Here is a 21,382-nt window from a genome sequence, read left to right as displayed (position 1 = left end):
GGCCGAAGGAGTGGGCGCGCATGCGCGATACCAGCATTACGCAACGCCAGCAGGACGGCGATGTTGTTCTAGGGGAAGACTGGGTCACCCCCGAGCAATCGGTCACGCGGGAGATGCAGGTCAAGCGCGCGCGCCGGGGGCTTTTGTCGCTCAAAGGCTCGCCGCTGACCCGGAAGATCATCACTTTCAACCTGATCGCATTGATCATTCTGGTCACCGGGATCCTGTACCTGAATTCCTCGCGTCAAAGCCTGGTGCAGCAGCGGGCGGGCACTCTGGTCTCCGAAGCCATGCTGGCGGCGGATGTCTTTGAGGCCGAAATGCCGGCCGCAGGCGCGGTCAGCTTCGCTGCAGGTGACGGCATCCAGGTCGAAGACACCCTGGCGCGGCTCAGCCTGCGCGGCGGCGTCGAAGCCTTTGTGTTCGACACCACCGGCAATCTGATTTCCAGTATCAAGGGCGTTGACCGCAGCGATGCCCTGAACGTGTTGAATGACAGTGGCCGAAGCCGCACGCTGATCAGCGATGCGCTGTCGGCCATTTGGGGTATGGCTGATGGCGGCGAGGCGGCGGCTGCTGGTTCCGCCGCGCTGGGTCCGTCCTTAGAGGAACGGCTGGGCGGTTTGGTCGACCGGGCGATGAACGGAGGCACCGGCATTGAAACTGTGGTGGACACCACTGGCGGGCGGGTGATCTCTGCGGCGACGCCGATCATGCATAACGGCAGGGCAGTCGGCGTTATCGCGCTGACGTCCCCCACCGGCGAGGTGGACGCTTTGGTGCGCGGCGAGCAGGAGCGCGTGCTGCAGATGTTTGTCGTCGCCCTGCTGGTCTCGGTCGGGTTAAGCTTGGTGCTGGCCTCGACCATCGCCAACCCGCTTGCCGATCTCGCCGAAGCTGCCGAACTTGGCCGCGAGCGCGGGAGCCGCAAGTCTAACCCGGGACGGATCCGGATTCCGGATCTGTCTGCCCGGCCGGATGAAATCGGCCGTCTCAGCCGGGCTCTGCGCGGGATGGTCAAGGCGCTGTACTCCCGGATCGACAGCAACGAACAGTTTGCAGCCGACGTGGCGCATGAAATCAAAAACCCCCTGGCCAGCCTGCAGTCGGCGGTCGGCACGTTGCGCATGGTTCACCGTGATGACCAGCGCGAGAAGCTGATGGATGTGATTGAACACGATGTTCGCCGTCTGGACCGGCTGGTCAGCGACATTTCCAACGCGTCGCGCCTGGATGCCGAGCTGGTCAAGGAGGAAGAAGAAGACTTCGATCTGCTGGTCATGCTGGGCAACCTCAACCAGTACTTGGGGGAAGACGCCCGCACCAAGGGGATCGACTACATCACCGACCTGCCGGCCCAGCCCATTCAATTGCAGGGCCTTGAGGCACGGTTGGCGCAGGTCTTTGTCAATCTGATCACCAATGCGATCTCGTTCTGCGAAGAGGGTGACGCCATCCGGGTCTGGGCCCGGCGCCGTGCAAACCGGGTGCTGATTGTGGTTGAGGATACCGGTCCGGGCATCCCGGATCAGGCGCTGTCGAAGATTTTCAAACGCTTTTACTCGCAGCGCCCGGTAGAGCATTTCGGCAACAACTCAGGGCTTGGTCTGGCGATCTCGAAGCAGATTGTCGAGGCGCATGGCGGCGTGATCTGGGCCGAAAACATCCGCCCGACAGAAGCCGATGTCACCTCCGAACCCTTGGGCGCGCGGTTTGTAGTTGGTCTTCCGGTGTAGCCATGTCTGATACAGAAAGCCTTGTCCTGCATGCCTCCTGCGTCGCGCTGGAGGGGCGGGGGCTTTTGATCACCGGCACCTCCGGGCAGGGAAAATCCGCACTGGCGCTGCAGTTGATGGCTTTTGGCGCGCAGCTGGTGGCGGACGACCGGGTGTTGCTGCAACTCTTGGACGGGCAGGTTGTGGCCAGCGCGCCAGAGCCGATCCGCGGACTGATCGAGGCGCGGTTTATGGGGCTGCTGCACGCGCAGATCCGCAGCCCTGTGCCGGTTGCGGCGCTGGTGGATCTGGATGAGGCTGAAACCGAGCGCCTGCCGATCCGGCACAGCACGCAGTTGCTGGGGCAGGAGGTGCTTCGGGTCAAGCGCGTTGACGGTGCGCATTTTGCTCCGGCGCTGATGCAGTATCTCAGATGCGGAGCTTTGGATCCCGATGCATGAAGCAGAGCAAAAGGCGGTCCCGGCGGTGCTGGTCACCGGTCCCTCAGGGGCGGGGAGGACCACGGCGATCAACGTGCTTGAAGATCTTGGCTTTGAGGCGATCGACAACCTGCCGCTGCGGCTGCTGCCGGGGCTGATTGATGCAGCTGCGGCTCCGCGGCCGATGGCATTGGGGCTGGACAGCCGCAACCGGGATTTCTCTCCGCGGGCGCTGCTGGATGTGATCGACATGCTGTCCGGCCGCCGCGAGGTAGAGCTGACGGTGCTCTACCTTGATTCGAAAGCTGACGTTTTGCTGCGGCGCTATTCCGAGACCCGCCGCCGCCATCCGCTGGCACCCGCGGAATCTCCGGGCGAAGGCGTGCGCCGCGAGCTGGATCTGATGGCGCCGATCCGTGACCGTGCTGATATCCTGCTGGAAACTTCGGATATGAATGTGCACCAGTTGAAGGCAGAGATCGAACGCTGGTTTGCGCCTGAAGGCCGCGCGCTGGCGCTGTCGGTGCAAAGCTTCTCTTACAAACGCGGCATGCCGCACGGTATTGACATGGTGTTTGATTGCCGCTTTCTGGCCAACCCTTATTGGCAGCCCGGATTACGGCGATGCAACGGTCTTGACCAGGCTGTGCAGGACTTTGTGCGGGCCGACGGCAGGTTCACCCCTTTCTTTTCCCGGGTGCTGGACCTCACCCGTCTGCTGCTGCCGGCTTACCGGGAAGAGGGGAAGTCGCATTTTTCAATCGCCTTCGGCTGCACCGGCGGGCAGCACAGATCGGTAACGATGGCGGAAACCCTGGCCAAGGCCCTTGCGGAAGACGGCCTGCAAGTGTCAATTAGACACCGCGAGCTGCAAGGCCAGCAAAAGAAGTGAGAGGCCGGGTTGATCGGGATTGTGATCGTAGCGCATGGCGAGCTGGCAAGGGAATACCTTGCCGCTGTGGAACACGTTGTGGGCCCGCAGCCCTGCCTGATGGCCATTGGCATCGGTCCCGAAGACGACAGGGACCGCAAGCAGGATGAGATTTGCTCGGCTGCGAATGAAGTGGACACCGGCGACGGGGTCGTTGTGGTCACCGACCTGTTCGGCGGCTCGCCTTCCAACCTCAGCCTGAAGGCATGCGCCCCGGCGGATCGCCGTATTCTGTACGGGGCCAATTTGCCGATGCTGATCAAACTGGCGAAATCCCGCCACTTGCCGGTTGCCGATGCGGTCCGGCAGGCAATGGAGGCCGGGCGCAAGTATATCAACGCGCAAAACGTAAACCCTGACGGGGAGCAGGCACACTAAATGGCTCTGAAGACGCTGGAAATCATCAATGAAAAGGGGCTTCACGCCCGCGCCTCGGCCAAGCTGGTAGAGGTTGTAGAAGGGTTTGACGCCACGGCAGAAGTTATCAGGGACGGCCTGTCTGCCTCTGGTGACAGCATAATGGGTCTTTTGATGTTGGCAGCCTCGAAAGGAACGACTATTGACGTCGAGACTTCGGGGCCCGATGCTGATGCGCTGGCGCATGCGCTGGAGGCCCTGGTGGCCGGCAAGTTCGGCGAGGGCTACTAGGCCCGCGCCGGCAGCGGAACGGGAAAAACACTTTGGCGGATACCGCACACGACAGGAATACCGGCGTCGCGCCGGAAACCGCTGATCAGACGGGCGAGGTCTATGACCGCCGCACGCTGACCTATGCCAATTCCTTTGACGACCGCTGGACCTCGCTGGCGATCAAGACCATCGAATGGCTCACCGGCAAGTTGACCATTTTACGTATGGTCAGCAAGTTCGAAAAACAGAATGCAGAATACCGCGGCCAGAAGTTCTGGCGCGGGGCTCTCAATATCATGGGCATTGAACTGCAGACACCGGAACAGCAGATCAACAACATTCCCAAGGACGGGCCTGTGGTGATCGTCGCCAACCATCCGCATGGGATGGTCGATGGCATGATTTTTGCCGACCTCATCGGCCGCCGCCGCCTGGATTACCGGATCCTGACCCGCTCAGTGCTGACAGGGCTGGACGAGGCTGCAACTTCCTTCATGATCCCGGTGCCCTTCCCGCATGACCCTGAAGCGCAGCGCAAGATGGTCGACATGCGGGCAAAAACCATGACCTTCCTCAAGGATGGCGGCGCAGTGGCGTTGTTCCCGTCCGGCGTGGTGATGTCCTCCGACAGCTGGTTCGGCCCCGCGGTTGAACGTGAATGGAATGTCTTCACCGCACAGCTGATCCGCCGCTCTGGTGCCCGGGTGGTGCCGATCTACTTCCCGGGCCACAATTCCCGCTGGTACCAGATCGCGAGCCGGATTTCCCCGATTCTGCGTCAGGGGCTGCTGTTGCGTGAAATCGTACGCTCCTGCAACAAGCCGCAGGCGCCTGTTGTGGGTGAACCGCTGACGGACGCGCAGATGGAACAGCTGCAAAGCGATCCGCGCGGTTTCATGGCCTGGCTGCGCGAACATACCCTGAGCCTCGGCAAACAAGGCTAAGCCTGCCTCATCACCGGGCCGGAAACACAAAAGCGCCCCGTGGGGCGCTTCTTTTTGATTTATGGTGCCTGTTACCGGGTCGGCACCGGCACCTCGCCGCGATAGTCATAAAAGCCGCGCTGGGTCTTGCGGCCCAGCCAGCCGGCCTCGACATATTTGGTCAGCAGCGGGCAGGGACGGTATTTGGTGTCCGCCAGCCCGTCATGCAGCACGTTCATGATGGCAAGGCAGGTGTCCAGGCCGATGAAATCCGCCAGCTCCAGCGGGCCCATTGGGTGGTTGGCGCCAAGTTTCATCGATTCGTCGATCGATTTGACTGAACCAACGCCCTCATACAGGGTATAGACCGCCTCGTTGATCATCGGCATCAGGATCCGGTTGACGATGAAGGCCGGGAAGTCCTCGGCGCTGGCAGAGGTCTTGCCCAATCGTGCCACGACCTCCTGGCAGGCCGTGAATGTCGGCTCATCCGTGGCAATTCCGCGGATCAGCTCGACCAGCTGCATCACCGGCACCGGGTTCATGAAGTGGAAACCCATAAAACGTTCCGGCCGGTCGGTGCGGCTGGCCAGCCGGGTGATCGAGATTGACGAGGTGTTGGAGGTCAGGATCGTGTGCGGGAGCAGATGCGGCAGCAGATCATCAAAGATCGCCTGTTTGACAGTTTCCCGTTCGGTGGCCGCTTCGATGACCAGATCGGTTGCGCCGACATCCGCAAGCTTCAGTGAGGGCGTAACGCGGGCCAATGCAGCCTTTACGTCTGCCTCCGAGATCTTTCCCTTGCTTGCCTGGCGCTCCATGTTCTTGAGAATAAGGCTCAGGGCACTGTCCAGCGCAGGCTGGCTGACATCATTCAGCACGACCTCGTACCCGGCAAGCGCCAGAACATGGGCAATGCCATTGCCCATCTGCCCGGCGCCGATCACTCCAACCTTCTGAATTTCCATGCCTCAGGCTCCCGAAATATCTGCGGCAACCTTACTGGCGGGCGAAGGGCAGGCACAAGGGCGGCTGGGGCTGATTTGAGGCAAATTCTCACTTTAGGGAAATTGCAATGCTTGCGCGGCAAGGTGAGTCTCGGGTGAAAAATTGGTGGTGAAATGAGCTATGAACTCAAAAGCGCGGGGGCGCTTTCGGGGGAACCTTGCAGATACGGGCGTTCCAGGCTGCTGGTCCGGGGCCCGCAGCGGTCCCTGGACGATCCCTATGTTGCCTTTCTTGGTGGAACCGAAGTTTACGGGCGATTCGTTGAATTTCCCTTTGTCGACTCCCTGCAAACCCGGCTTGGGATGGATTGCATCAATCTGGGCAGCGTGAACGCCGGGCTGGACAGTTTTGTGCAGGATGACTCGCTGATCGGCATCGCCAGGCAGGCGGATGTATCTGTGGTGCAGATGCTGGGGGCGCAGAACATCTCAAACCCCTATTACCGGGTGCATCCGCGCCGCAACGACCGGTTCCTGCAGGCCCACGCGGCCCTCAAGGCGCTTTATCCCGAAGTGGATTTTACCGAATTTCATTTCAACAAGCATCTGCTGTGCACCCTGCGTGAAATCTCCTGCCAGCGGTTTGCGCAAGTGCAGGAACAGCTGCAACGCAGCTGGATCGAGCGGATGAGTGATTTGGTCGAGGCACTTGATGGCCGTGTTCTGCTGCTATGGCTCCGCTATGAGCTGGATGCCGAAACCGGATTTCCGGAAGAACCGGTTCTGGTAGACCGTGCTATGGCCGATGCCTTGCGCCCCAAGGTTCAGGGAGTGCTGGAGTTCAGAGCTGCTTCGGCGGCAGTGGCGCAGGATATCGCCGGCATGATCTTCGGCCAGATGGAATTGCCCGCCGCCCGCCACATGATTGGCCCGAAGGAACATCTGCGGATTGCCGATGCGCTGGCAGATCGCCTGTCGCCGCTGGTCCGGAAATAGGAACAGCGCCAGTGGCGGAAGCAAAAAGGCCCGCCGGATGGCGGGCCTTTCCTGATTGATCAGCTGTCGGACCGGGCTTAGCCCAGTTTTGCGGTCAGGGCCGGGACGGCTTCGAACAGGTCGGCAACCAGGCCGAAATCAGCAACCTGGAAGATCGGTGCTTCTTCGTCCTTGTTGATCGCCACAATGACCTTGGAGTCTTTCATGCCGGCCAGGTGCTGGATCGCGCCGGAGATGCCGATGGCGACATACAGGTCCGGTGCAACAACCTTGCCGGTCTGACCGACCTGCCAGTCGTTCGGGGCATAGCCCGAATCAACCGCGGCGCGGGATGCGCCAACAGCGGCACCCAGCTTGTCGGCCAGGGTTTCGATCAGTTTGAAGTCTTCCTCGGAGCCAACGCCGCGGCCGCCGGAAACAACGATACCGGCCGAGGTCAGCTCGGGACGGTCGCTTGCGGCAACCTTGTCTTCAACCCACTCGGACAGGCCCGGGTTCGCAGCAGCCGAGATGCTCTCAACCGAAGCCGAGCCGCCGTCACCGGCTGCATCAAAGGACGCGGTGCGGATCGAGACGACCTTCTTGGCGTCTTTCGACTTCACGGTCTGGATCGCGTTGCCGGCATAGATCGGGCGCTCGAAGGTGTCGCCGTCGACAATGCCGGAAACGTCCGAGATCACCATCACGTCCAGCAGTGCCGCAACGCGCGGCAGAACGTTCTTGGCGTCGGTGGTGGCGGGGGCCACGATGTGCTCAAAATCAGAGGCCAGGCCTGCGATCAGCGCCGCGGTCGGCTCCGCCAGGCGGTGACCCAGCGATGCGTCCTCGGCAACCAGAACCTTGGCAACGCCTGCGATCTTGGCAGCTTCTTCGCCGGCCGCAGCAGCAGAGGCGCCAGCGGCCAGAACGGTCACGTCGCCCAGCGATGCGGCAGCGGCCACGGCTTTTGCGGTTGCGTCCAGCGCCAGCGCGCCGTCGGTCACTTCAGCAAGGAGAAGAACAGCCATTACACAGCCCCCGCTTCTTTGAGTTTCTCAACCAGCTCGTCGACGGAACCGACGATGATGCCTGCGGCGCGGGCCTCCGGCTCTTCGGTCTTGACGATTTCCAGGCGCGGCGTGACGTCGACGCCGTAGTCGGCGGCGGTTTTCTCGGCCAGCGGCTTTTTCTTCGCCTTCATGATGTTCGGCAGCGACGCATAGCGCGGCTCGTTCAGGCGCAGGTCCACGGTGATGATGGCGGGCATCTTCACGGAAATGGTCTGCAGGCCGCCGTCGACCTCCCGGGTCACCTTGGCGTTGTCGCCTTCGATGTCCAGTTCAGAGGCAAAGGTGCCCTGGGACCAGCCCAGCAGCGCCGACAGCATCTGGCCGGTTGCGTTCATGTCGTTGTCGATTGCCTGCTTGCCGCAGAGCACGACGCCGGGCTGCTCTTCCTCGACCACTTTGGCCAGGATCTTGGCAACGGCCAGCGGCTCAATGTCGGTGTGCACGTCGTCGGCTGCAACCACCAGGATGGCGCGGTCAGCGCCCATCGCCAGCGCGGTGCGCAGGGTTTCCTGGGCCTGCTTCACGCCGATCGAAACCGCAATCACCTCGTCGGCCTTGCCGGCTTCTTTCAGACGGATGGCTTCTTCGACGGCAATTTCGTCGAAGGGGTTCATCGACATCTTCACGTTGGCGAGATCGACACCGCTGCCGTCCGCTTTGACGCGGACCTTCACGTTGTAATCAATCACGCGCTTGACAGGCACAAGTACCTTCATTTTGCGTTCTCTCCTTAACAAACGGCAAGCCGCCTTTGGGCGACTCCCCTCCATGCTCTCGCTGCGTTGATACCGGCTGGTGTGCGTCTGCAACAGGGCAAAATCGTCACGTTAGCGCACGCCGACGTCGCGTTTGCGCATTTGGAACATCATTTTTGCAAGAATGTTTCCACAGGGAAATTCGCCTGCCGGAGCAGCGCTGCCGCGGGCATGCAAATGACGCGTTGCCCGCGGGATCGGCCGAAAACCGGCATGAAATTGCGAATCAAGCCGGAGGCAGGGGAATCAGCGGTTGGCGCCAGGAACCCACAAAACGTCGTCCTTGCCGCCGTTGTTCGCCACGCGGGCGGCGACAAAGAACCAATCCGACAGCCGGTTCAGGTATTTCACGGCTGCCGGGTTCACGTCCTCACCGGTGCTTAGATCCGTGGCCAGCCGTTCGGCACGGCGCGCCACGGTGCGGCAGACGTGCAGATGCGCGGCCAGTTTCGAGCCCCCCGGCAGGATGAAGCTGCGCAGCGCTTCCAGATCCTTGTTCATCACGTCGATTTCAGCTTCCAGCCGTTCAACCTGCGCCACGGCCACCCGCAGCGGCGGGTATTCGGCGTCGGCGTCTTTCGCCATTTCCGGCCGGCACAGATCGGCGCCCAGGTCGAACAGATCGTTCTGGATCCGCGCCAGCGCTGCATCCATATCGCCGTCTGCCTCCAGCCGCGCGACGCCAACAAAAGAATTCAGCTCATCCGAGGTGCCATAGGCATTGACCCGCGCCGAATGCTTGGCGACGCGCACGCCATTGCCCAGGGCGGTCTCACCCTTGTCGCCGGTGCGGGTGTAAATCTTGTTCAAAACGACCATTGCCGGTTATCCTCCCTTGCTGCGCAGATAGACGTAGGCCAGCAGGATCACTACTGCAATGAACTGAAACAGGATACGCAGCCGCATCATCTTGTTTGCGTTCTTGCGGTTGAACTCGCCGCCCTTGCCAAAGCCGCCGATGCCGACGACCAGGGCCACAACCACGGCGGCAACGGCTGCCAGTCCCAGATAATACAGCGGATCGCTCATCTTGTCCCCCAAAGGCGCATCAATTCTGTTGTCTTCCTCTATCCTGCGTCAGGGCCGTTGGCGACTGCGAATCCGCTATCCGAGCTTCACCAGGATGCGGTCAATTGCCCTTGTGCTGAGGATCCGGCGCAGAAATCCGGCGATATGGGTGGGGGTGGTGACGTAATAGCGTTCGCGCGGACGGCGGGATTCGCAGGCGTGTGCCAGTTTGGCGGTGACGGCTGAGGCCGGCAGTTCGAACCGGTCCGGTCCATTACTCTCGTAAAGCCGCTTCAGCAGGCGCGATTCGTAAAGGTCGCGCAGGGGCGACGCCTGCCAGTCGATGAACCGCTCAAAATGCGGGATTGATTTTTCCCGGATTTTCGACGTCACCGGTCCCGGCTCAATAAGCACCATATGGATCCCGGTGCCCCGCAGTTCCACCCGCAGCGTGTCGGTCAGTCCTTCCAGCGCATATTTTGTTGCCACATAGGCGCCGCGCCAGGGAAAGGTGACAAAGCCGAGGATCGAGGAATTCTGCACGATCCGCCCGTGCCCCTGCTTGCGCATCACCGGAATCACTTGCCGGGTCAGCTCGTGCCAGCCGAAGAAATTGGCTTCGAAAATTGTGCGCAGCGCGTCGGTCGGCAAATCCTCCACTGCGCCGGGCAGCCCGTGGGCGCCATTGTTGAACAGCGCATCCAAAGTGCCACCCGTGGCCGCCAGCACTTCGGCCAGGCCTGTTCCGATGCTGGCAGGATCGGTGTAATCGATGCGCGGGCTTTCAAACCCCTCGGCGCGCATCCGGTCGCAGTCGCGCTGCTGGCGGCAGGAGGCAAACACCCGCCAGCCGCGTTCCCGCATACCGCGCGCCGCATCCAGGCCGATCCCTGAGGAGCAGCCGGTAATCAGAATGGTTTTCTTCATGTGAACGCCTCTTGCCGCGGAATGCTCCGCAGCAGTTATGGGCGTTTCTTGCTTACCAGGGAAGCCGCAATCCAGCCGGTATGACCTTTGTCCGGGACGCGGAGATGCAGCCAGCCGGTGCCGCTATCCTCAATCACGATGACCTCCTCGCCGCCCAGAAGGCGGGTGATGACCGGATAAGATGTGCCCGGCCCCTGGCGCATATTCACGCGCGAGGCACGGATGCTGCGGCGGTCCAAAAACGAATCTTCTGCAGGCTGCGGGATCAGTTCTGCGGCGGTAGCAGCGGGGGCCGCGGTGATGGCTGCCAGGCCGCCGTCAAGCGATGCCAGCTGCAAGCCACCGGGTGCCGGCTCGCCTGAAAAGGCGGATTGTGTAGAGGCAAGCACACCGGATGCGCTGGCCAGATGCCCCGCTGCCACGCGCTGGCGCAACGCCGGATCCGCTGCCGGGCGGGGTGTTCTCTGGACCTGTGCCCGCTGAGTGAGAACTGGCTGGGCCGCGATTGAGGCCGCGGAGAGTCTTGACCGTTCGGCCGGTTGGCCCGCGGTTTCAGTCTCTGCCGCTGCAGCGGGCCGTTTCGGCGGCTCAAATTCCGCGCCTCCGCTCAACTCGTAAAAGCCCCAGCCAAGAAAGGCGAAAGATACCATAACAAATCGCGACATAACCCGGTCCCCCCAGACCAACAGACGGCAGCTGCACTCTCATTGCATGCATTCAGAAACAAACGCGCGGCGCGGCTGCCTGGTTCCAATCTAAATAGTGCAAGTTAAGGCGCAGGAAACAGGGGAGAGTCAGGTGTCTTCTCCCCCGAACTGCCCCCGAACTGTGCAGCGGTGTGCGAATTTCGCGCGCGCCCGCTTTACCAATTCCGGCGGCGGCAGTATCACCGATTCATGACCGATCTGGTAGAAGACCCCGACATGCCGCCCGCCCCCGAACAAGGCGAAATCCTGGAACCGCTGCGCCGCGCCATTGGCGAGCGCTATCTGACCTATGCGCTCAGCACTATCATGCACCGCGCACTGCCCGATGCGCGTGACGGGCTGAAGCCGGTGCACCGGCGGATCCTTTATGCGATGAACCGCCTGCGGCTCAGCTCCACCGGCGGCTTTTTGAAGTCCGCCAAGATTTCCGGCGACACCATGGGCGACTTCCACCCCCACGGCGACGCCGCGATCTATGACGCGATGGCGCGTCTGGCGCAGGATTTCAACGTCCGCTACCCGCTGGTCGACGGCCAAGGCAACTTCGGCAACATCGACGGCGACAACCCGGCGGCCTCCCGCTACACCGAGGCAAGGATGACTTTTGTCGCCGAGGCGATGCTGGAAGGCCTGAATGAGGATTCGGTCGATTTCCGCGACAACTATGACGGCCGCCTGACCGAACCGGCAGTGCTGCCCGCGACCTTCCCGAACATCCTCGCCAATGGCGCGGCCGGCATCGCGGTGGGCATGGCGACCAACATCCCGCCGCATAACATCGCCGAACTGATCGACGCCTGCCTGCATCTGATCAAAATCCCGGACGCCCGCGACGACACCCTGCTGAACTACGTGCCTGGCCCGGATTTCCCCACCGGCGGCGTCATTGTCGAGCCCAAGGAAAACATCGCCAAGGCCTACAGCACCGGGCGCGGCTCCTTCCGCCTGCGCTGCACCCACGAGGTCGAGGACCTGGGCCGCGGCCAGTGGCAGATCGTCGTCACCGAGATCCCCTATCAGGTCCAAAAATCCAAGCTGATCGAAAAGATCGCCGAGCTGATCCAGACCAAGAAGGTGCCGATCCTCGCCGATGTGCGCGACGAATCAGCGGAAGACATCCGCATCATTCTCGAACCTAAGTCCAAAAACGTGGACCCCGAGGTTCTGATGAACATGATGTTCCGCAACTCGGATCTGGAAACCCGTTTCAGCCTGAACATGAATGTGCTGATCGACGGTGTGACCCCCAAGGTCTGCTCGATGAAGGAGGTGCTGCGCGCCTTCCTCGACCATCGCCGCGACGTGCTGCAGCGCCGCTCGCAGCACCGGATGGAGAAAATCGACCACCGGCTGGAAGTGCTGGAAGGCTTTATCATCGCCTTCCTGAACCTTGACCGGGTGATTGACATCATCCGTTATGATGACGACCCCAAGGCCGCCCTGATCCGCGAGGACTGGAGCCGCGACCACCCCCGCGCTTTCACCGAGGCGGACTATATTACCCCGGCTCAGGGCGTGGGCGAGCTGACTGAGGTCCAGGCCGAGGCCATCCTCAACATGCGCCTGCGGTCATTGCGCAAGCTGGAAGAGATCGAGCTGACCCGCGAGCGCGACGCCCTGCGTGCGGAACGGGCCGGGCTGGTTGAGCTTCTGGGTTCCGAAGAGCTGCAGTGGAGCCGGATCTCAGAACAGCTGAAGGAAACCAAAAAGCAGTTCGGCAAAGACTACGCCGGCGGCGCCCGCCGCACCCGCTTTGCCGAGGCCGGCGAGGTCGAGGACGTTCCGCTGGAAGCGATGATCGACCGCGAGCCGATCACCGTTGTCTGCAGCCAGATGGGCTGGATCCGGGCAATGACCGGCCATATCGACCTGGGCCGCGAATTGAAGTTCAAGGACGGCGACGGCCCGCGCTTTGTCTTCCATGCGGAAACCACCGACCGGCTGCTGGTGTTCGGCTCCAACGGCCGTTTCTACACCCTGTCGGCGGCGAATCTCCCCGGCGGCCGCGGCATGGGCGAACCGCTGCGTCTGATGGTCGACCTGCCCAACGAGGCAGAGATCGTCGACCTGCTGATCCACAATCCCGAAGGCCGGCTTCTTGTTGCATCCGACGCGGGCAACGGCTTTATCTGCGCGGAGAAGGAAATCGTCGCGCAGACCCGCAGCGGCAAGCAGGTGCTGAACGTCAAGGACGACGACCACGCCAAGATCTGTATCCCGGTCGAAGGCGATCACGTCGCCATTGTCTCGGAAAACGGCAAGTTCCTGGTCTTCGCGGTCGAGGAAATGCCGGAGCTCACCCGCGGCAAGGGCGTGCGCCTGCAGAAATACAACATGGCCCGCGGCAAGCAGGGTTCGCTGGAACTGGACGGCGGTCTCAGCGACATCACGACCTTCAATTGGGATGATGGGCTCAAATGGGAAATGGGCGGTGGCAAGACCCGCCACGAAACAGACCTTGGCCAGTGGCTGGGCAAGCGGGCCGGCGTTGGCAAACGCCCGCCGCATGGCTTCCCGCGTGACTACAAGTTCAAATAAGGCGGCTGAAACCTGCTGCCTGCCTGTGCCCCCCGCGCCACCCGCGCGGGGGGCAGCTGTTTCCACCCCTTTACCCGCTGTGCCGTGCCCGGCTATCTGGGCGGTGTCGAATTTCCTTGGGGGGCTCCATGATCCGCTTTCTTTCCATTCTGGCCACGCTGGCCTTGCTCGCGTCCTGCGGTGAAACCCGGTTGGACGAAGCGCCCGAGGACCTTGGGGCTTTTCAGGCACGGGTAACGCATGTCTACACCGAAAAAGCGCTGCAATGGCCGTTGTCCCGCAATGCGGAACACAGCGAATGGGATGCGGCGATGAAGAACGCGCTGGAAACCCGCCTGCGCCGCTATCAGGGCGCGCAGGAGTATGATGTGGCGGTTACGCTGGAGGGTTTCATGCTGGCACCGCCCGGCGTGCCGGTGCTGTTCTCCCCCAAAAGCGCGGTGGTGGTGAATGTCTTTGTCTATGACGTTGCGGCAAAGAAATTCCTGGCCAAGAAGCACCAGATGGAGATCTTTGAAAGCACCACCGGCGAAAGCGCGTTGCTGGGATCCGGCCATGCCCGCACCAAAGAGCAGCAAATTCAGGGCCTGGCGGTCAATATTGCCGACAAGGTCGAAGAATGGATGGCTAAACAGCACGAGGACGAGGGCTGGTTTGCACCACGCCCGGCGGCAGGTTCCGAAAGCGGAGCTGCTGCGGATGCCGCCGCGCCTGCGCCAGCCGGCTGAGCCTTGCGAATTCCGCCTTCGTCAAGCAGGAACGGGTTGATTTTTCCGCTCAAACCAAATAATCCGCCCGCGCAGAAGTAACCGGGTCAATGCATGACCCCTGTTTCAAAAGGGCGCCTAAGGAATGGCTAAGGAAAAGTTTGAGCGTACAAAACCGCACGTCAACATCGGCACCATCGGCCACGTTGACCACGGCAAAACCACGCTGACCGCAGCAATCACCAAATACTTCGGTGACTTCAAAGCCTACGACCAGATCGACGGCGCACCGGAAGAAAAAGCCCGCGGCATCACCATCTCGACCGCCCACGTCGAGTATGAGACCGAAGGCCGCCACTACGCCCACGTCGACTGCCCCGGCCACGCTGACTATGTGAAAAACATGATCACCGGTGCGGCGCAGATGGACGGCGCGATCCTGGTTGTGAACGCTGCTGACGGCCCGATGCCGCAGACCCGCGAGCACATCCTGCTGGGCCGCCAGGTCGGCATCCCGCACATGGTTGTCTTCATGAACAAAGTTGACCAAGTCGACGACGAAGAACTGCTTGAGCTGGTCGAGATGGAAATCCGCGAGCTGCTGTCCTCCTACGACTACCCGGGCGACGATATCCCGATCATCGCGGGTTCGGCTCTGGCCGCTATGGAAGGCAACAAGCCGGAAATCGGCGAAGAAAAAATCCGCGAGCTGATGGCCGCTGTGGATGACTACATCCCGACCCCGGCGCGTGCTGTTGACCAGCCGTTCCTGATGCCGGTTGAAGATGTGTTCTCGATCTCGGGCCGCGGCACCGTTGTGACCGGCCGGGTTGAGCGCGGTGTGATCAACGTTGGCGACTCGATCGAAATCGTTGGTATCCGCGACACCAAGACCACCACCTGCACCGGTGTGGAAATGTTCCGCAAGCTGCTGGACCGCGGTGAAGCCGGCGACAACATCGGCGCCCTGCTGCGCGGTATCGACCGTGACGGTGTTGAGCGCGGCCAGGTTCTGTGCGCACCGAAATCGGTGAACCCGCACACCAAGTTCGAAGCCGAGGCCTACATCCTGACCAAGGAAGAAGGCGGCCGTCACACGCCGTTCTTTGCGAACTACCGTCCGCAGTTCTACTTCCGCACCACCGACGTGACCGGCACCGTGACCCTGCCTGAGGGCACCGAGATGGTCATGCCGGGCGACAACCTGAAGTTCGACGTTGAGCTGATCGCGCCGATCGCGATGGAAAACGGCCTGCGCTTCGCCATCCGCGAAGGCGGCCGCACCGTCGGCGCTGGCGTCGTTTCCAAAATTACCGAGTAATTTTGGAAACAGTGGCGGCAGGCGGTTTTCGCTAGAAAATCGCCGAGAGCCACACAGGATTGTTCTGCGAAAGGGCCGCTCAATCGAGCGGCCCTTTTTGCGTTGCGGCATCCGGAAACCGGCGCGGTTTCCGGGCCGCTTCCCTTGCAGGGAACTGTGCTCAGGTGGTCCGGGACTGCGGGCGCTTGCTAATCCGTCCAGCGGCGCTGTCTGCCGCAGCGGTGATGGCCTCCAGCGAGGCTTCCAAGCTTAATCGCAAGCTTTCGGCCTCGGCATCAGTCGGTTTTTTCGGAACTTCATCTGTCCACTCCTGGCACATCAGCACACCCCGCGAAAATGGCAGAGGCAGCATTTGCCGGTCCCAAGTCGGCAGCTCAACTACTTTTTTCCCGGCGAATGCGACCGTGAACACCCGGCAGCCGGTCATCCGGGCCCAGACAACAGGGACGGTTGAGGATATGCGCGCCGGGCCGCGCGGCCCGTCGGCGGCAATCCCGATTGAGCAGCCGTCCCTGGTGCGGCGCAACACTTCGCGCGAAAGCGCCACATGGCGTTTGTGGCTGGACATCGGAATGGTCTCAAACCCAAGCCTGACCAGGATTTGCCCGGCCAGCCGCCCGGCGCGGGCCGAGGAAGTCAGGGCGCAGATGCGGCCCAGCGATGTGTCAAACAGATAAGGCGCCATAATCAGCCGCTGGTGCCACAGCACAAAGATCACCGGTTCGCCACGGCGCACGCAGGTGTCCATGTCTTCAAAACCGCTGCGGCTCCAGCGCGAGCTGCGGAAGGCGAATCGCACATAGGCGGCAAGCAGCCCCTCGACGGCGCGGTTGACGCCGGGGCTGTCGGCGATTTTCTTTCTCAGACTCACGGTAGGCGGCTCGTATTTTCGGGCGTCCCGGCGCAGGGGCGCAGTTATCTGCTCTGTCTAACTGCTTGGCTGCGCCATGGCAAAGCCTGCAGCGGCCAAACCGCAGGCCTGTACGCAGAAAGCCCGTTTTTCCTCTTGCCAGCGCAACACGTCTGCCTTAGGAAATGCCGCACCGCAGGGGTATAGCTCAGTTGGTAGAGCGACGGTCTCCAAAACCGTAGGTCTCGGGTTCGAACCCTGATGCCCCTGCCAGTTCACCGGATCACCAGAAGCACAGTGAAATGCCTTCGGGAAAGCCGCCCGCTTGGGCTGCGGGCGCCATTGCTATGGTCAGGCCAGCGGCAGGTGCTCTGGGGCGGCTCCTTGCAAATACCGGTCATAGGCCGCTTCATAGGCCTGTTCGGCCTGCCGTGCCAGGCGTGCCGGGTCCGGCAAAACTGCATGCTGGAGGCGGTGTTTCAATGCCTTGCCGGCCTCCGGATCCTGCGCCAGGCCCGCAGCCTTCGCCTCGTAGTCTTCTGTACTGGCGGCGATCAGTTCCGGCAGCCCGGCGGCCTGCAGCAGGCTTGCGACAGTGCGGGCGGCGAATTGCTGTCCCGGCGAGGTGAGCACCGGCAGCCTGGCAGCCAAGGCTGACTGGGCGGCGCTGCGGGAATTCACAGTGAAGGTGTCCAGAAACAAATCTGCCAGCGGCAGGCGGGCCTGGTGTTCCGCCGGCGGGGCAGGCGGTGCAAAGATGAGCCGGTCCGGATCTACGCCGCGCGCTGCCGCAGCCCGGCGCAGGTTGGACACTGCATGCGCGCCGTTATCCTGCAGCCACAGAACGCTGTCCTTGGCCCCGCTCAGCAGCCGCATCCAGATGTTGAATTCTGACGGGGTGATCCGGCTGCCTGCGGCAAAGTTGCAGAATACAAACCCAGTCTCCGGCAGGCCGCAGCCGGCCCGGTCCGGGCTGTCCGCCGCTGCGGCCGGCGCAGGCGTCACAGCCAGATGGCTTGCCGGCAGGCGCAGCAGGTGTTCGTTGTGATACCGTTCGCTGCCGGGCGGGCACACGGTGTGATCGCCGATCAGGTAGTCGAAGGCGGCGGTGCCCATGGTGCCGGGGTAGCCTGGCCATGCAATGTGCAGCGGAGCCAGCCTGCCGGAAAGCAAGTGGTTCAGGCTGCCGTTTGTATAGCCTGAGACATCCACGGCAATGTCCAGACGGTCTGCTTTGACTGCGACGGCCGCTTCTTGTCCGGCTGTTCCGCCCAATTGCCTGAAGCAGGAGACGGTTTGGCTCAGTTCGGCAGCGGTCTTTGCCGAAAGCCCGGAGCCGGTGGCATAGGCGTGGATTTCAAACCGGGTGCTATCGTGGGCTGCCAGCATTGCCGCGTGCCGGATTGCAACTGCGTCTCCATCACTGCCGGCAAAAAAGTATCCTATCCGCAGCCGGGCGGGACGCTGCCGGACGGGTGGCGCCGTTTGCGGCTCTATCACCGGAAATGCGTCGCCGGCATAAGCCTGGGCACGTGCCCGCAGCAGATCCGGGTTGTCTTCCATCAGCATCAGCACGCTTGGATCGCAGCCGCTGCCGCGCAAACCCAGCAGGCGCCGGCAGTCCGCATATTCCTGCACCCACCGCCAGTCATTGAGCTCCGCCAGAACATGCAGCCGCTGGGTGCGGCTGCGGTCGTCGGATGGGAAAACCTGCAGAATTCTGTCAAAACAGGGCAGGGCATCCGCAAACCGGCCCTCGGCCTTAAGCTGCAGGCCAAGCTGGAAGTGCGCCTCGGTCAGCTGCGGATCCAGGCTGGCGGCTCGGGTGTAATGCTCTTTGGCCTCAGCCGTGGCGCCCAGCTTCTGCAGCAGGCCGGCCAAAGTGAAATGCAGTGAGGCATCTTCAGGGGCAAGGGAAACCGCCTGGCGCAGAACGCCGGCGGCCTCGATGCTGCGGCCCTCCAGCGGCAGGGCCTCGGCCATGCTGCGCAGGGCGGGCAGGCATTCGGCATCCAGCTTCAGGGCCTTCTGGTACAGGGCCATGGCGTTGTCATGCTGCCCGCGGGCCATATGGACGCGGCCCATCGCGGCATAGGTGCCCGCTTCTTGGGGGTCCAGCCCGCAGGCCTTGTTCAGGCAGGTTGCGGCATTGTCCAAATGGCCTGCCGCCAGATGGCAGCGGCCCAGGAAATCCCACAGGAAATGCGAATCGCGGAACGTCTTGAGCAAGGCGCCGCAGCTGTCAGCCGCATCAAAGTGGCGGCCGGCGGCAAGCGCTGTCTCCAGTTCCGCTTTGGTGTCCGGCGAGGGCTCGCGCTGTTCGCGCAGGCGGCCGCGCAGGGAGTCCAGCGCTTGCAGGGCGCGGGTGTTCTTCGGGTTGCGTGCCAGGATGCCGGAATAGGCAAGCACGGCATCCTCAAGTTTGGAATCACGTTCAAGCTGTTCGGCCTGGGATAAGGAATATGCTGGTGTCATGGCATCCAATCTCATCAATAAACGCGGGGTATGCCTGCACGGCGCGCACATGGCGCCGGGGCTGCTTGGGACAGTTTTGCAGCAAGTGGATTAAAATTGGATTGACTGGGCGGCCCAAGCTGCCCTGCCGCCGGAGCAGGGCTTGAATTTACCGGCAGCAGGCGTTAAATCGCGACCACTGCTAGCAGAGAGACACCCCCAGTATGGCGACTATCAATCCAGTTCAGTTCATTCAGCAAGTCCGTGCCGAAGTGTCCAAGGTCGTTTGGCCGACCCGGCGCGAGGTGCTGCTGACCACGGTCATGGTGTTTATCATGGCGGCGCTTACGGCGGTGTTCTTTGCACTGGTCGACCTGCTGATCCGCTATGGCCTGCAGGGTCTTCTGGGGATGTTCGGCTAAGCCTGCGGCAGTTTGCTGGCTTCCAAGCCCGTGTTGCTGTGCCGCCCTTGATCTTGGCGGCAATGGACGGTAGGTGAGCCGTAACTATTGAGGCGGGCGTGCGGCGATTCGGTTTGCACGCCGCTTTTAGTTGGAGAGCGCAGCTTACGGGCTGCATCGGGATGAAAAAGCGGCGGCGCGGCAATGGCCCGCCTGGCAAAACAAGGACGACGGTTCATGGCGAAACGGTGGTATTCGGTCAGCGTTCTTTCGAATTTCGAAAAGAAAATCGCAGAGCAAATCCGCACCTCGGTCGCTGAACAGGGCCTTGAGGACGAGATCGACGAAGTGCTGGTCCCCACCGAAGAGGTGATTGAGATCCGCCGCGGCAAGAAAGTCTCGACCGAGCGCCGGTTCATGCCTGGCTACGTGCTGGTGCATATGGAGATGTCCGACCGCGGTTATCATCTGATCTCCTCGATCAACCGCGTGACTGGCTTCCTGGGCCCGCAGGGCCGCCCGATGCCGATGCGCGACGCCGAGGTGCAGGGCATCCTGGGCCGCGTCGAGGAAGGCGTCGAGGCGCCGCGCACGCTGATCCATTTTGAGATCGGCGAGAAGGTCAAGGTCAACGACGGCCCGTTCGAAGATTTCGACGGCATGGTCGAAGAGGTCGACGAGGACAGCCAGAAGCTGAAAGTCACCGTTTCGATCTTTGGCCGGGAAACCCCGGTCGAATTGGATTTCACTCAGGTCACCAAACAGATCTGATGTGACGCCGGCCGTTTTGGCCGGCACCCCGAGCGTGGGAGGCGGCGGCACCGCGGTGCCAAGGCCGGACCACACAGCAAAGAAACCCGAAGGACGCGTCCAGAGGGTGTTGGAAAAGGAGAAGGCCAATGGCCAAGAAGCTCGTCGGCACGATGAAGCTGCAAGTTAAAGCCGGTCAGGCAAACCCAAGCCCGCCGGTTGGTCCGGCGCTGGGTCAGCGCGGCATCAACATCATGGAATTCTGCAAGGCGTTCAACGCCAAGACCGCAGACATGGAGCCCGGCGCGCCGTGCCCGACCGTGATCACCTACTATCAGGACAAGTCCTTCACCATGGACATCAAGACGCCGCCCGCGTCTTACTACCTGAAGAAGGCTGCCAAGGTTAAGTCGGGTGCAAAAACCCCGTCGCGTGAAACCGTCGGCACCGTGACCGCGGCCCAGGTGAAAGAAATCGCCGAAGCCAAGATGAAAGATCTGAACGCCAACGACATCGACGCGGCAATGCAGATCATCCTGGGCTCTGCCCGCTCCATGGGCATCGAGGTGAAGTAAGATGGCAAAGCTCGGTAAACGTACCCGCGCCGCGCGCGAAGCTCTGGCTGGCAAAGATAACCTGTCGGTCGAAGAAGCTGTGTCCCTGATCAAGGCGAACGCCACTGCGAAATTCGACGAAACCGTCGAAATCGCCATGAGCCTGGGTGTTGACACCCGCCACGCGGACCAGATGGTCCGCGGTGTTGTCGGCCTGCCGAACGGCACCGGCAAAGCCATGCGCGTTGCAGTGTTCGCCCGCGGCCCCAAGGCAGAAGAAGCCACCGCGGCTGGTGCAGACATCGTCGGCGCCGAAGACCTGATGGAAGCCATCCAGGGCGGCAGCATCGACTTTGACCGTTGCATCGCAACCCCGGACATGATGCCCGTTGTTGGCCGTCTGGGTAAGATCCTCGGCCCGCGCAACCTGATGCCGAACCCGAAGGTCGGCACCGTGACCATGGACGTGAAAGCGGCCGTCGAAGCAGCCAAGGGCGGTGAAGTCCAGTTCAAGGCGGAAAAAGGCGGCGTTGTGCACGCAGGCGTCGGCAAAGCCTCGTTTGACGAAGCCAAGCTGGTCGAGAACGTCCGTGCCTTCATCTCGGCTGTGGCCAAGGCCCGTCCGTCGGGCGCCAAGGGCGCTTACATGAAAAAGATCAACCTGACCTCGACCATGGGTCCGGGCGTCACGGTTGACGTGGACAACGCTGTCACCGAGTAATCCGGTCAGCATTGCCAGAATACGGGCCCCGGGTGCATCACCCGGGGCCTTTTCTTTT

At 62.1% G+C, this 21,382-nt stretch carries 23 protein-coding genes and 1 tRNA gene; 15 read left to right on the top strand and 9 right to left on the bottom strand.

Annotation, left to right across the window (positions count from 1 at the left end; translation table 11 throughout):
- Positions 1 to 20: 20 nt before the first annotated feature.
- From K3557_RS17085 to K3557_RS17060, 6 genes are read left to right on the top strand one after another with little or no spacing between them, the layout of a single operon-like run.
- Positions 21 to 1,736, top strand: a complete 1,716-nt coding sequence (locus tag K3557_RS17085; protein WP_259995206.1) for a sensor histidine kinase — start codon at positions 21 to 23, stop codon at positions 1,734 to 1,736.
- A 2-nt stretch (positions 1,737 to 1,738) separates the two neighbouring features.
- Positions 1,739 to 2,176 carry an HPr kinase/phosphorylase gene (locus K3557_RS17080; RefSeq protein WP_259995205.1) on the top strand — a complete coding sequence of 146 codons (438 nt, stop codon included), beginning with the start codon at positions 1,739 to 1,741 and terminating at the stop codon, positions 2,174 to 2,176.
- Positions 2,169 to 3,047, top strand: coding sequence for an RNase adapter RapZ (rapZ, locus tag K3557_RS17075; RefSeq protein ID WP_259995204.1), 879 nt, complete (start codon positions 2,169 to 2,171; stop codon positions 3,045 to 3,047). The genes K3557_RS17080 and rapZ overlap by 8 nt, the downstream gene beginning before the upstream one ends.
- A gap of 9 nt (positions 3,048 to 3,056) precedes the next feature.
- On the top strand, positions 3,057 to 3,464 hold the full coding sequence (locus tag K3557_RS17070; RefSeq protein ID WP_027257311.1) for a PTS sugar transporter subunit IIA: 408 nt from the start codon (positions 3,057 to 3,059) through the stop codon (positions 3,462 to 3,464).
- Positions 3,465 to 3,734 (top strand): HPr family phosphocarrier protein, encoded by a 270-nt coding sequence (locus tag K3557_RS17065; RefSeq protein ID WP_237455838.1) that lies wholly within the window; start codon positions 3,465 to 3,467, stop codon positions 3,732 to 3,734.
- Positions 3,735 to 3,766: 32 nt separating this feature from the next.
- Positions 3,767 to 4,660: a lysophospholipid acyltransferase family protein gene (locus tag K3557_RS17060; RefSeq protein WP_259989256.1), complete on the top strand. Its 894-nt coding sequence runs from the start codon at positions 3,767 to 3,769 to the stop codon at positions 4,658 to 4,660.
- 71 nt (positions 4,661 to 4,731) lie between these two features.
- Here K3557_RS17060 and K3557_RS17055 read toward each other — a convergent pair whose 3' ends face one another.
- A complete protein-coding gene (locus K3557_RS17055) occupies positions 4,732 to 5,607 on the bottom strand; it encodes a 3-hydroxybutyryl-CoA dehydrogenase (protein ID WP_259995203.1) in 876 nt (291 codons plus the stop codon).
- Between the two features lie 153 nt (positions 5,608 to 5,760).
- Here K3557_RS17055 and K3557_RS17050 point away from each other — a divergent pair, with 153 nt between their 5' ends.
- Positions 5,761 to 6,582 (top strand): DUF6473 family protein, encoded by an 822-nt coding sequence (locus K3557_RS17050; RefSeq protein WP_259995201.1) that lies wholly within the window; start codon positions 5,761 to 5,763, stop codon positions 6,580 to 6,582.
- 77 nt (positions 6,583 to 6,659) lie between these two features.
- Here the strand turns inward: K3557_RS17050 and K3557_RS17045 are convergent, their stop codons facing one another.
- The 6 genes from K3557_RS17045 to K3557_RS17020 form a co-directional block, all read right to left on the bottom strand.
- Complete coding sequence (locus tag K3557_RS17045; RefSeq protein WP_259995199.1) at positions 6,660 to 7,589, bottom strand: electron transfer flavoprotein subunit alpha/FixB family protein; 930 nt, start codon at positions 7,587 to 7,589, stop codon at positions 6,660 to 6,662.
- Entirely contained in the window at positions 7,589 to 8,347 is a 759-nt protein-coding gene (locus K3557_RS17040; RefSeq protein ID WP_129369351.1) for an electron transfer flavoprotein subunit beta/FixA family protein, read from the bottom strand. Before K3557_RS17040 ends, K3557_RS17045 begins: the two co-directional genes overlap by 1 nt.
- 285 nt (positions 8,348 to 8,632) lie before the next feature.
- Positions 8,633 to 9,205: a cob(I)yrinic acid a,c-diamide adenosyltransferase gene (locus K3557_RS17035; protein ID WP_259989266.1), complete on the bottom strand. Its 573-nt coding sequence runs from the start codon at positions 9,203 to 9,205 to the stop codon at positions 8,633 to 8,635.
- 6 nt (positions 9,206 to 9,211) lie between these two features.
- On the bottom strand, positions 9,212 to 9,415 hold the full coding sequence (locus K3557_RS17030; protein WP_259989268.1) for a twin transmembrane helix small protein: 204 nt from the start codon (positions 9,413 to 9,415) through the stop codon (positions 9,212 to 9,214).
- A gap of 75 nt (positions 9,416 to 9,490) precedes the next feature.
- A complete protein-coding gene (locus K3557_RS17025; protein ID WP_259995197.1) occupies positions 9,491 to 10,321 on the bottom strand; it encodes an SDR family NAD(P)-dependent oxidoreductase in 831 nt (276 codons plus the stop codon).
- A gap of 35 nt (positions 10,322 to 10,356) precedes the next feature.
- Positions 10,357 to 10,986 carry an SH3 domain-containing protein gene (locus K3557_RS17020; RefSeq protein WP_259995195.1) on the bottom strand — a complete coding sequence of 210 codons (630 nt, stop codon included), beginning with the start codon at positions 10,984 to 10,986 and terminating at the stop codon, positions 10,357 to 10,359.
- Positions 10,987 to 11,217: 231 nt separating this feature from the next.
- Between K3557_RS17020 and K3557_RS17015 the strand changes: the two genes are divergently transcribed.
- The 3 genes from K3557_RS17015 to tuf all read left to right on the top strand — a co-directional run bounded on the left by K3557_RS17015 (position 11,218) and on the right by tuf (position 15,594).
- The gene (locus tag K3557_RS17015; protein ID WP_259995193.1) at positions 11,218 to 13,566 is read left to right on the top strand and encodes a DNA topoisomerase IV subunit A; all 2,349 of its coding nucleotides are present in this window, start codon (positions 11,218 to 11,220) and stop codon (positions 13,564 to 13,566) included.
- Positions 13,567 to 13,694: 128 nt separating this feature from the next.
- Positions 13,695 to 14,294, top strand: a complete 600-nt coding sequence (locus K3557_RS17010; protein WP_259989276.1) for a hypothetical protein — start codon at positions 13,695 to 13,697, stop codon at positions 14,292 to 14,294.
- 124 nt (positions 14,295 to 14,418) lie between these two features.
- The gene (gene tuf / locus K3557_RS17005; protein ID WP_259989277.1) at positions 14,419 to 15,594 is read left to right on the top strand and encodes an elongation factor Tu; all 1,176 of its coding nucleotides are present in this window, start codon (positions 14,419 to 14,421) and stop codon (positions 15,592 to 15,594) included.
- Between the two features lie 160 nt (positions 15,595 to 15,754).
- On the opposite strand, the gene K3557_RS17000 is transcribed toward tuf, so the two are convergent.
- Positions 15,755 to 16,465: a lysophospholipid acyltransferase family protein gene (locus K3557_RS17000; RefSeq protein WP_259995191.1), complete on the bottom strand. Its 711-nt coding sequence runs from the start codon at positions 16,463 to 16,465 to the stop codon at positions 15,755 to 15,757.
- A 176-nt stretch (positions 16,466 to 16,641) separates the two neighbouring features.
- Between K3557_RS17000 and K3557_RS16995 the strand changes: the two genes are divergently transcribed.
- Positions 16,642 to 16,717: transfer RNA gene (locus tag K3557_RS16995), tRNA-Trp, on the top strand.
- Positions 16,718 to 16,795: 78 nt separating this feature from the next.
- Here K3557_RS16995 and K3557_RS16990 read toward each other — a convergent pair.
- Positions 16,796 to 18,919: a UDP-N-acetylglucosamine-peptide N-acetylglucosaminyltransferase gene (locus K3557_RS16990; protein WP_259995189.1), complete on the bottom strand. Its 2,124-nt coding sequence runs from the start codon at positions 18,917 to 18,919 to the stop codon at positions 16,796 to 16,798.
- Between the two features lie 203 nt (positions 18,920 to 19,122).
- On the opposite strand from K3557_RS16990, the gene secE reads away from it, so the two are divergent.
- The 4 genes from secE to rplA all read left to right on the top strand — a co-directional run bounded on the left by secE (position 19,123) and on the right by rplA (position 21,324).
- Positions 19,123 to 19,320, top strand: a complete 198-nt coding sequence (secE, locus tag K3557_RS16985) for a preprotein translocase subunit SecE (RefSeq protein WP_027257327.1) — start codon at positions 19,123 to 19,125, stop codon at positions 19,318 to 19,320.
- Between the two features lie 216 nt (positions 19,321 to 19,536).
- A complete protein-coding gene (nusG, locus tag K3557_RS16980; RefSeq protein ID WP_129372236.1) occupies positions 19,537 to 20,070 on the top strand; it encodes a transcription termination/antitermination protein NusG in 534 nt (177 codons plus the stop codon).
- 128 nt (positions 20,071 to 20,198) lie between these two features.
- Positions 20,199 to 20,624: a 50S ribosomal protein L11 gene (rplK, locus tag K3557_RS16975; RefSeq protein ID WP_129372235.1), complete on the top strand. Its 426-nt coding sequence runs from the start codon at positions 20,199 to 20,201 to the stop codon at positions 20,622 to 20,624.
- 1 nt (position 20,625) lies between these two features.
- On the top strand, positions 20,626 to 21,324 hold the full coding sequence (gene rplA / locus K3557_RS16970) for a 50S ribosomal protein L1 (RefSeq protein WP_259989286.1): 699 nt from the start codon (positions 20,626 to 20,628) through the stop codon (positions 21,322 to 21,324).
- The last annotated feature ends 58 nt before the right edge of the window (positions 21,325 to 21,382 follow it).

It is taken from the genome of Leisingera sp. M523 (assembly GCF_025141335.1).
Taxonomy (GTDB): domain Bacteria; phylum Pseudomonadota; class Alphaproteobacteria; order Rhodobacterales; family Rhodobacteraceae; genus Leisingera.
Note: the sequence above shows the minus strand (reverse complement) of the source record. Positions and strands in the feature narration are given on the sequence as shown.

What these genes read in the sequence shown, in the direction of transcription:
- K3557_RS17030 (WP_259989268.1), bottom strand. Translation starts at nt 9,415, where the DNA reads ATGAGCGATCCGCTGTATTATCTGGGACTGGCAGCCGTTGCCGCCGTG.
- rplK (WP_129372235.1), top strand. Translation starts at nt 20,199, where the DNA reads ATGGCCAAGAAGCTCGTCGGCACGATGAAGCTGCAAGTTAAAGCCGGT.
- K3557_RS17015 (WP_259995193.1), top strand. Translation starts at nt 11,218, where the DNA reads ATGACCGATCTGGTAGAAGACCCCGACATGCCGCCCGCCCCCGAACAA.
- K3557_RS17080 (WP_259995205.1), top strand. Translation starts at nt 1,739, where the DNA reads ATGTCTGATACAGAAAGCCTTGTCCTGCATGCCTCCTGCGTCGCGCTG.
- K3557_RS17050 (WP_259995201.1), top strand. Translation starts at nt 5,761, where the DNA reads ATGAGCTATGAACTCAAAAGCGCGGGGGCGCTTTCGGGGGAACCTTGC.
- K3557_RS17040 (WP_129369351.1), bottom strand. Translation starts at nt 8,347, where the DNA reads ATGAAGGTACTTGTGCCTGTCAAGCGCGTGATTGATTACAACGTGAAG.
- K3557_RS17065 (WP_237455838.1), top strand. Translation starts at nt 3,465, where the DNA reads ATGGCTCTGAAGACGCTGGAAATCATCAATGAAAAGGGGCTTCACGCC.
- secE (WP_027257327.1), top strand. Translation starts at nt 19,123, where the DNA reads ATGGCGACTATCAATCCAGTTCAGTTCATTCAGCAAGTCCGTGCCGAA.
- K3557_RS17085 (WP_259995206.1), top strand. Translation starts at nt 21, where the DNA reads ATGCGCGATACCAGCATTACGCAACGCCAGCAGGACGGCGATGTTGTT.
- K3557_RS17035 (WP_259989266.1), bottom strand. Translation starts at nt 9,205, where the DNA reads ATGGTCGTTTTGAACAAGATTTACACCCGCACCGGCGACAAGGGTGAG.
- rplA (WP_259989286.1), top strand. Translation starts at nt 20,626, where the DNA reads ATGGCAAAGCTCGGTAAACGTACCCGCGCCGCGCGCGAAGCTCTGGCT.
- K3557_RS17025 (WP_259995197.1), bottom strand. Translation starts at nt 10,321, where the DNA reads ATGAAGAAAACCATTCTGATTACCGGCTGCTCCTCAGGGATCGGCCTG.
- K3557_RS16990 (WP_259995189.1), bottom strand. Translation starts at nt 18,919, where the DNA reads ATGACACCAGCATATTCCTTATCCCAGGCCGAACAGCTTGAACGTGAT.
- K3557_RS17020 (WP_259995195.1), bottom strand. Translation starts at nt 10,986, where the DNA reads ATGTCGCGATTTGTTATGGTATCTTTCGCCTTTCTTGGCTGGGGCTTT.
- K3557_RS17010 (WP_259989276.1), top strand. Translation starts at nt 13,695, where the DNA reads ATGATCCGCTTTCTTTCCATTCTGGCCACGCTGGCCTTGCTCGCGTCC.
- tuf (WP_259989277.1), top strand. Translation starts at nt 14,419, where the DNA reads ATGGCTAAGGAAAAGTTTGAGCGTACAAAACCGCACGTCAACATCGGC.
- K3557_RS17055 (WP_259995203.1), bottom strand. Translation starts at nt 5,607, where the DNA reads ATGGAAATTCAGAAGGTTGGAGTGATCGGCGCCGGGCAGATGGGCAAT.
- rapZ (WP_259995204.1), top strand. Translation starts at nt 2,169, where the DNA reads ATGCATGAAGCAGAGCAAAAGGCGGTCCCGGCGGTGCTGGTCACCGGT.
- nusG (WP_129372236.1), top strand. Translation starts at nt 19,537, where the DNA reads ATGGCGAAACGGTGGTATTCGGTCAGCGTTCTTTCGAATTTCGAAAAG.
- K3557_RS17045 (WP_259995199.1), bottom strand. Translation starts at nt 7,589, where the DNA reads ATGGCTGTTCTTCTCCTTGCTGAAGTGACCGACGGCGCGCTGGCGCTG.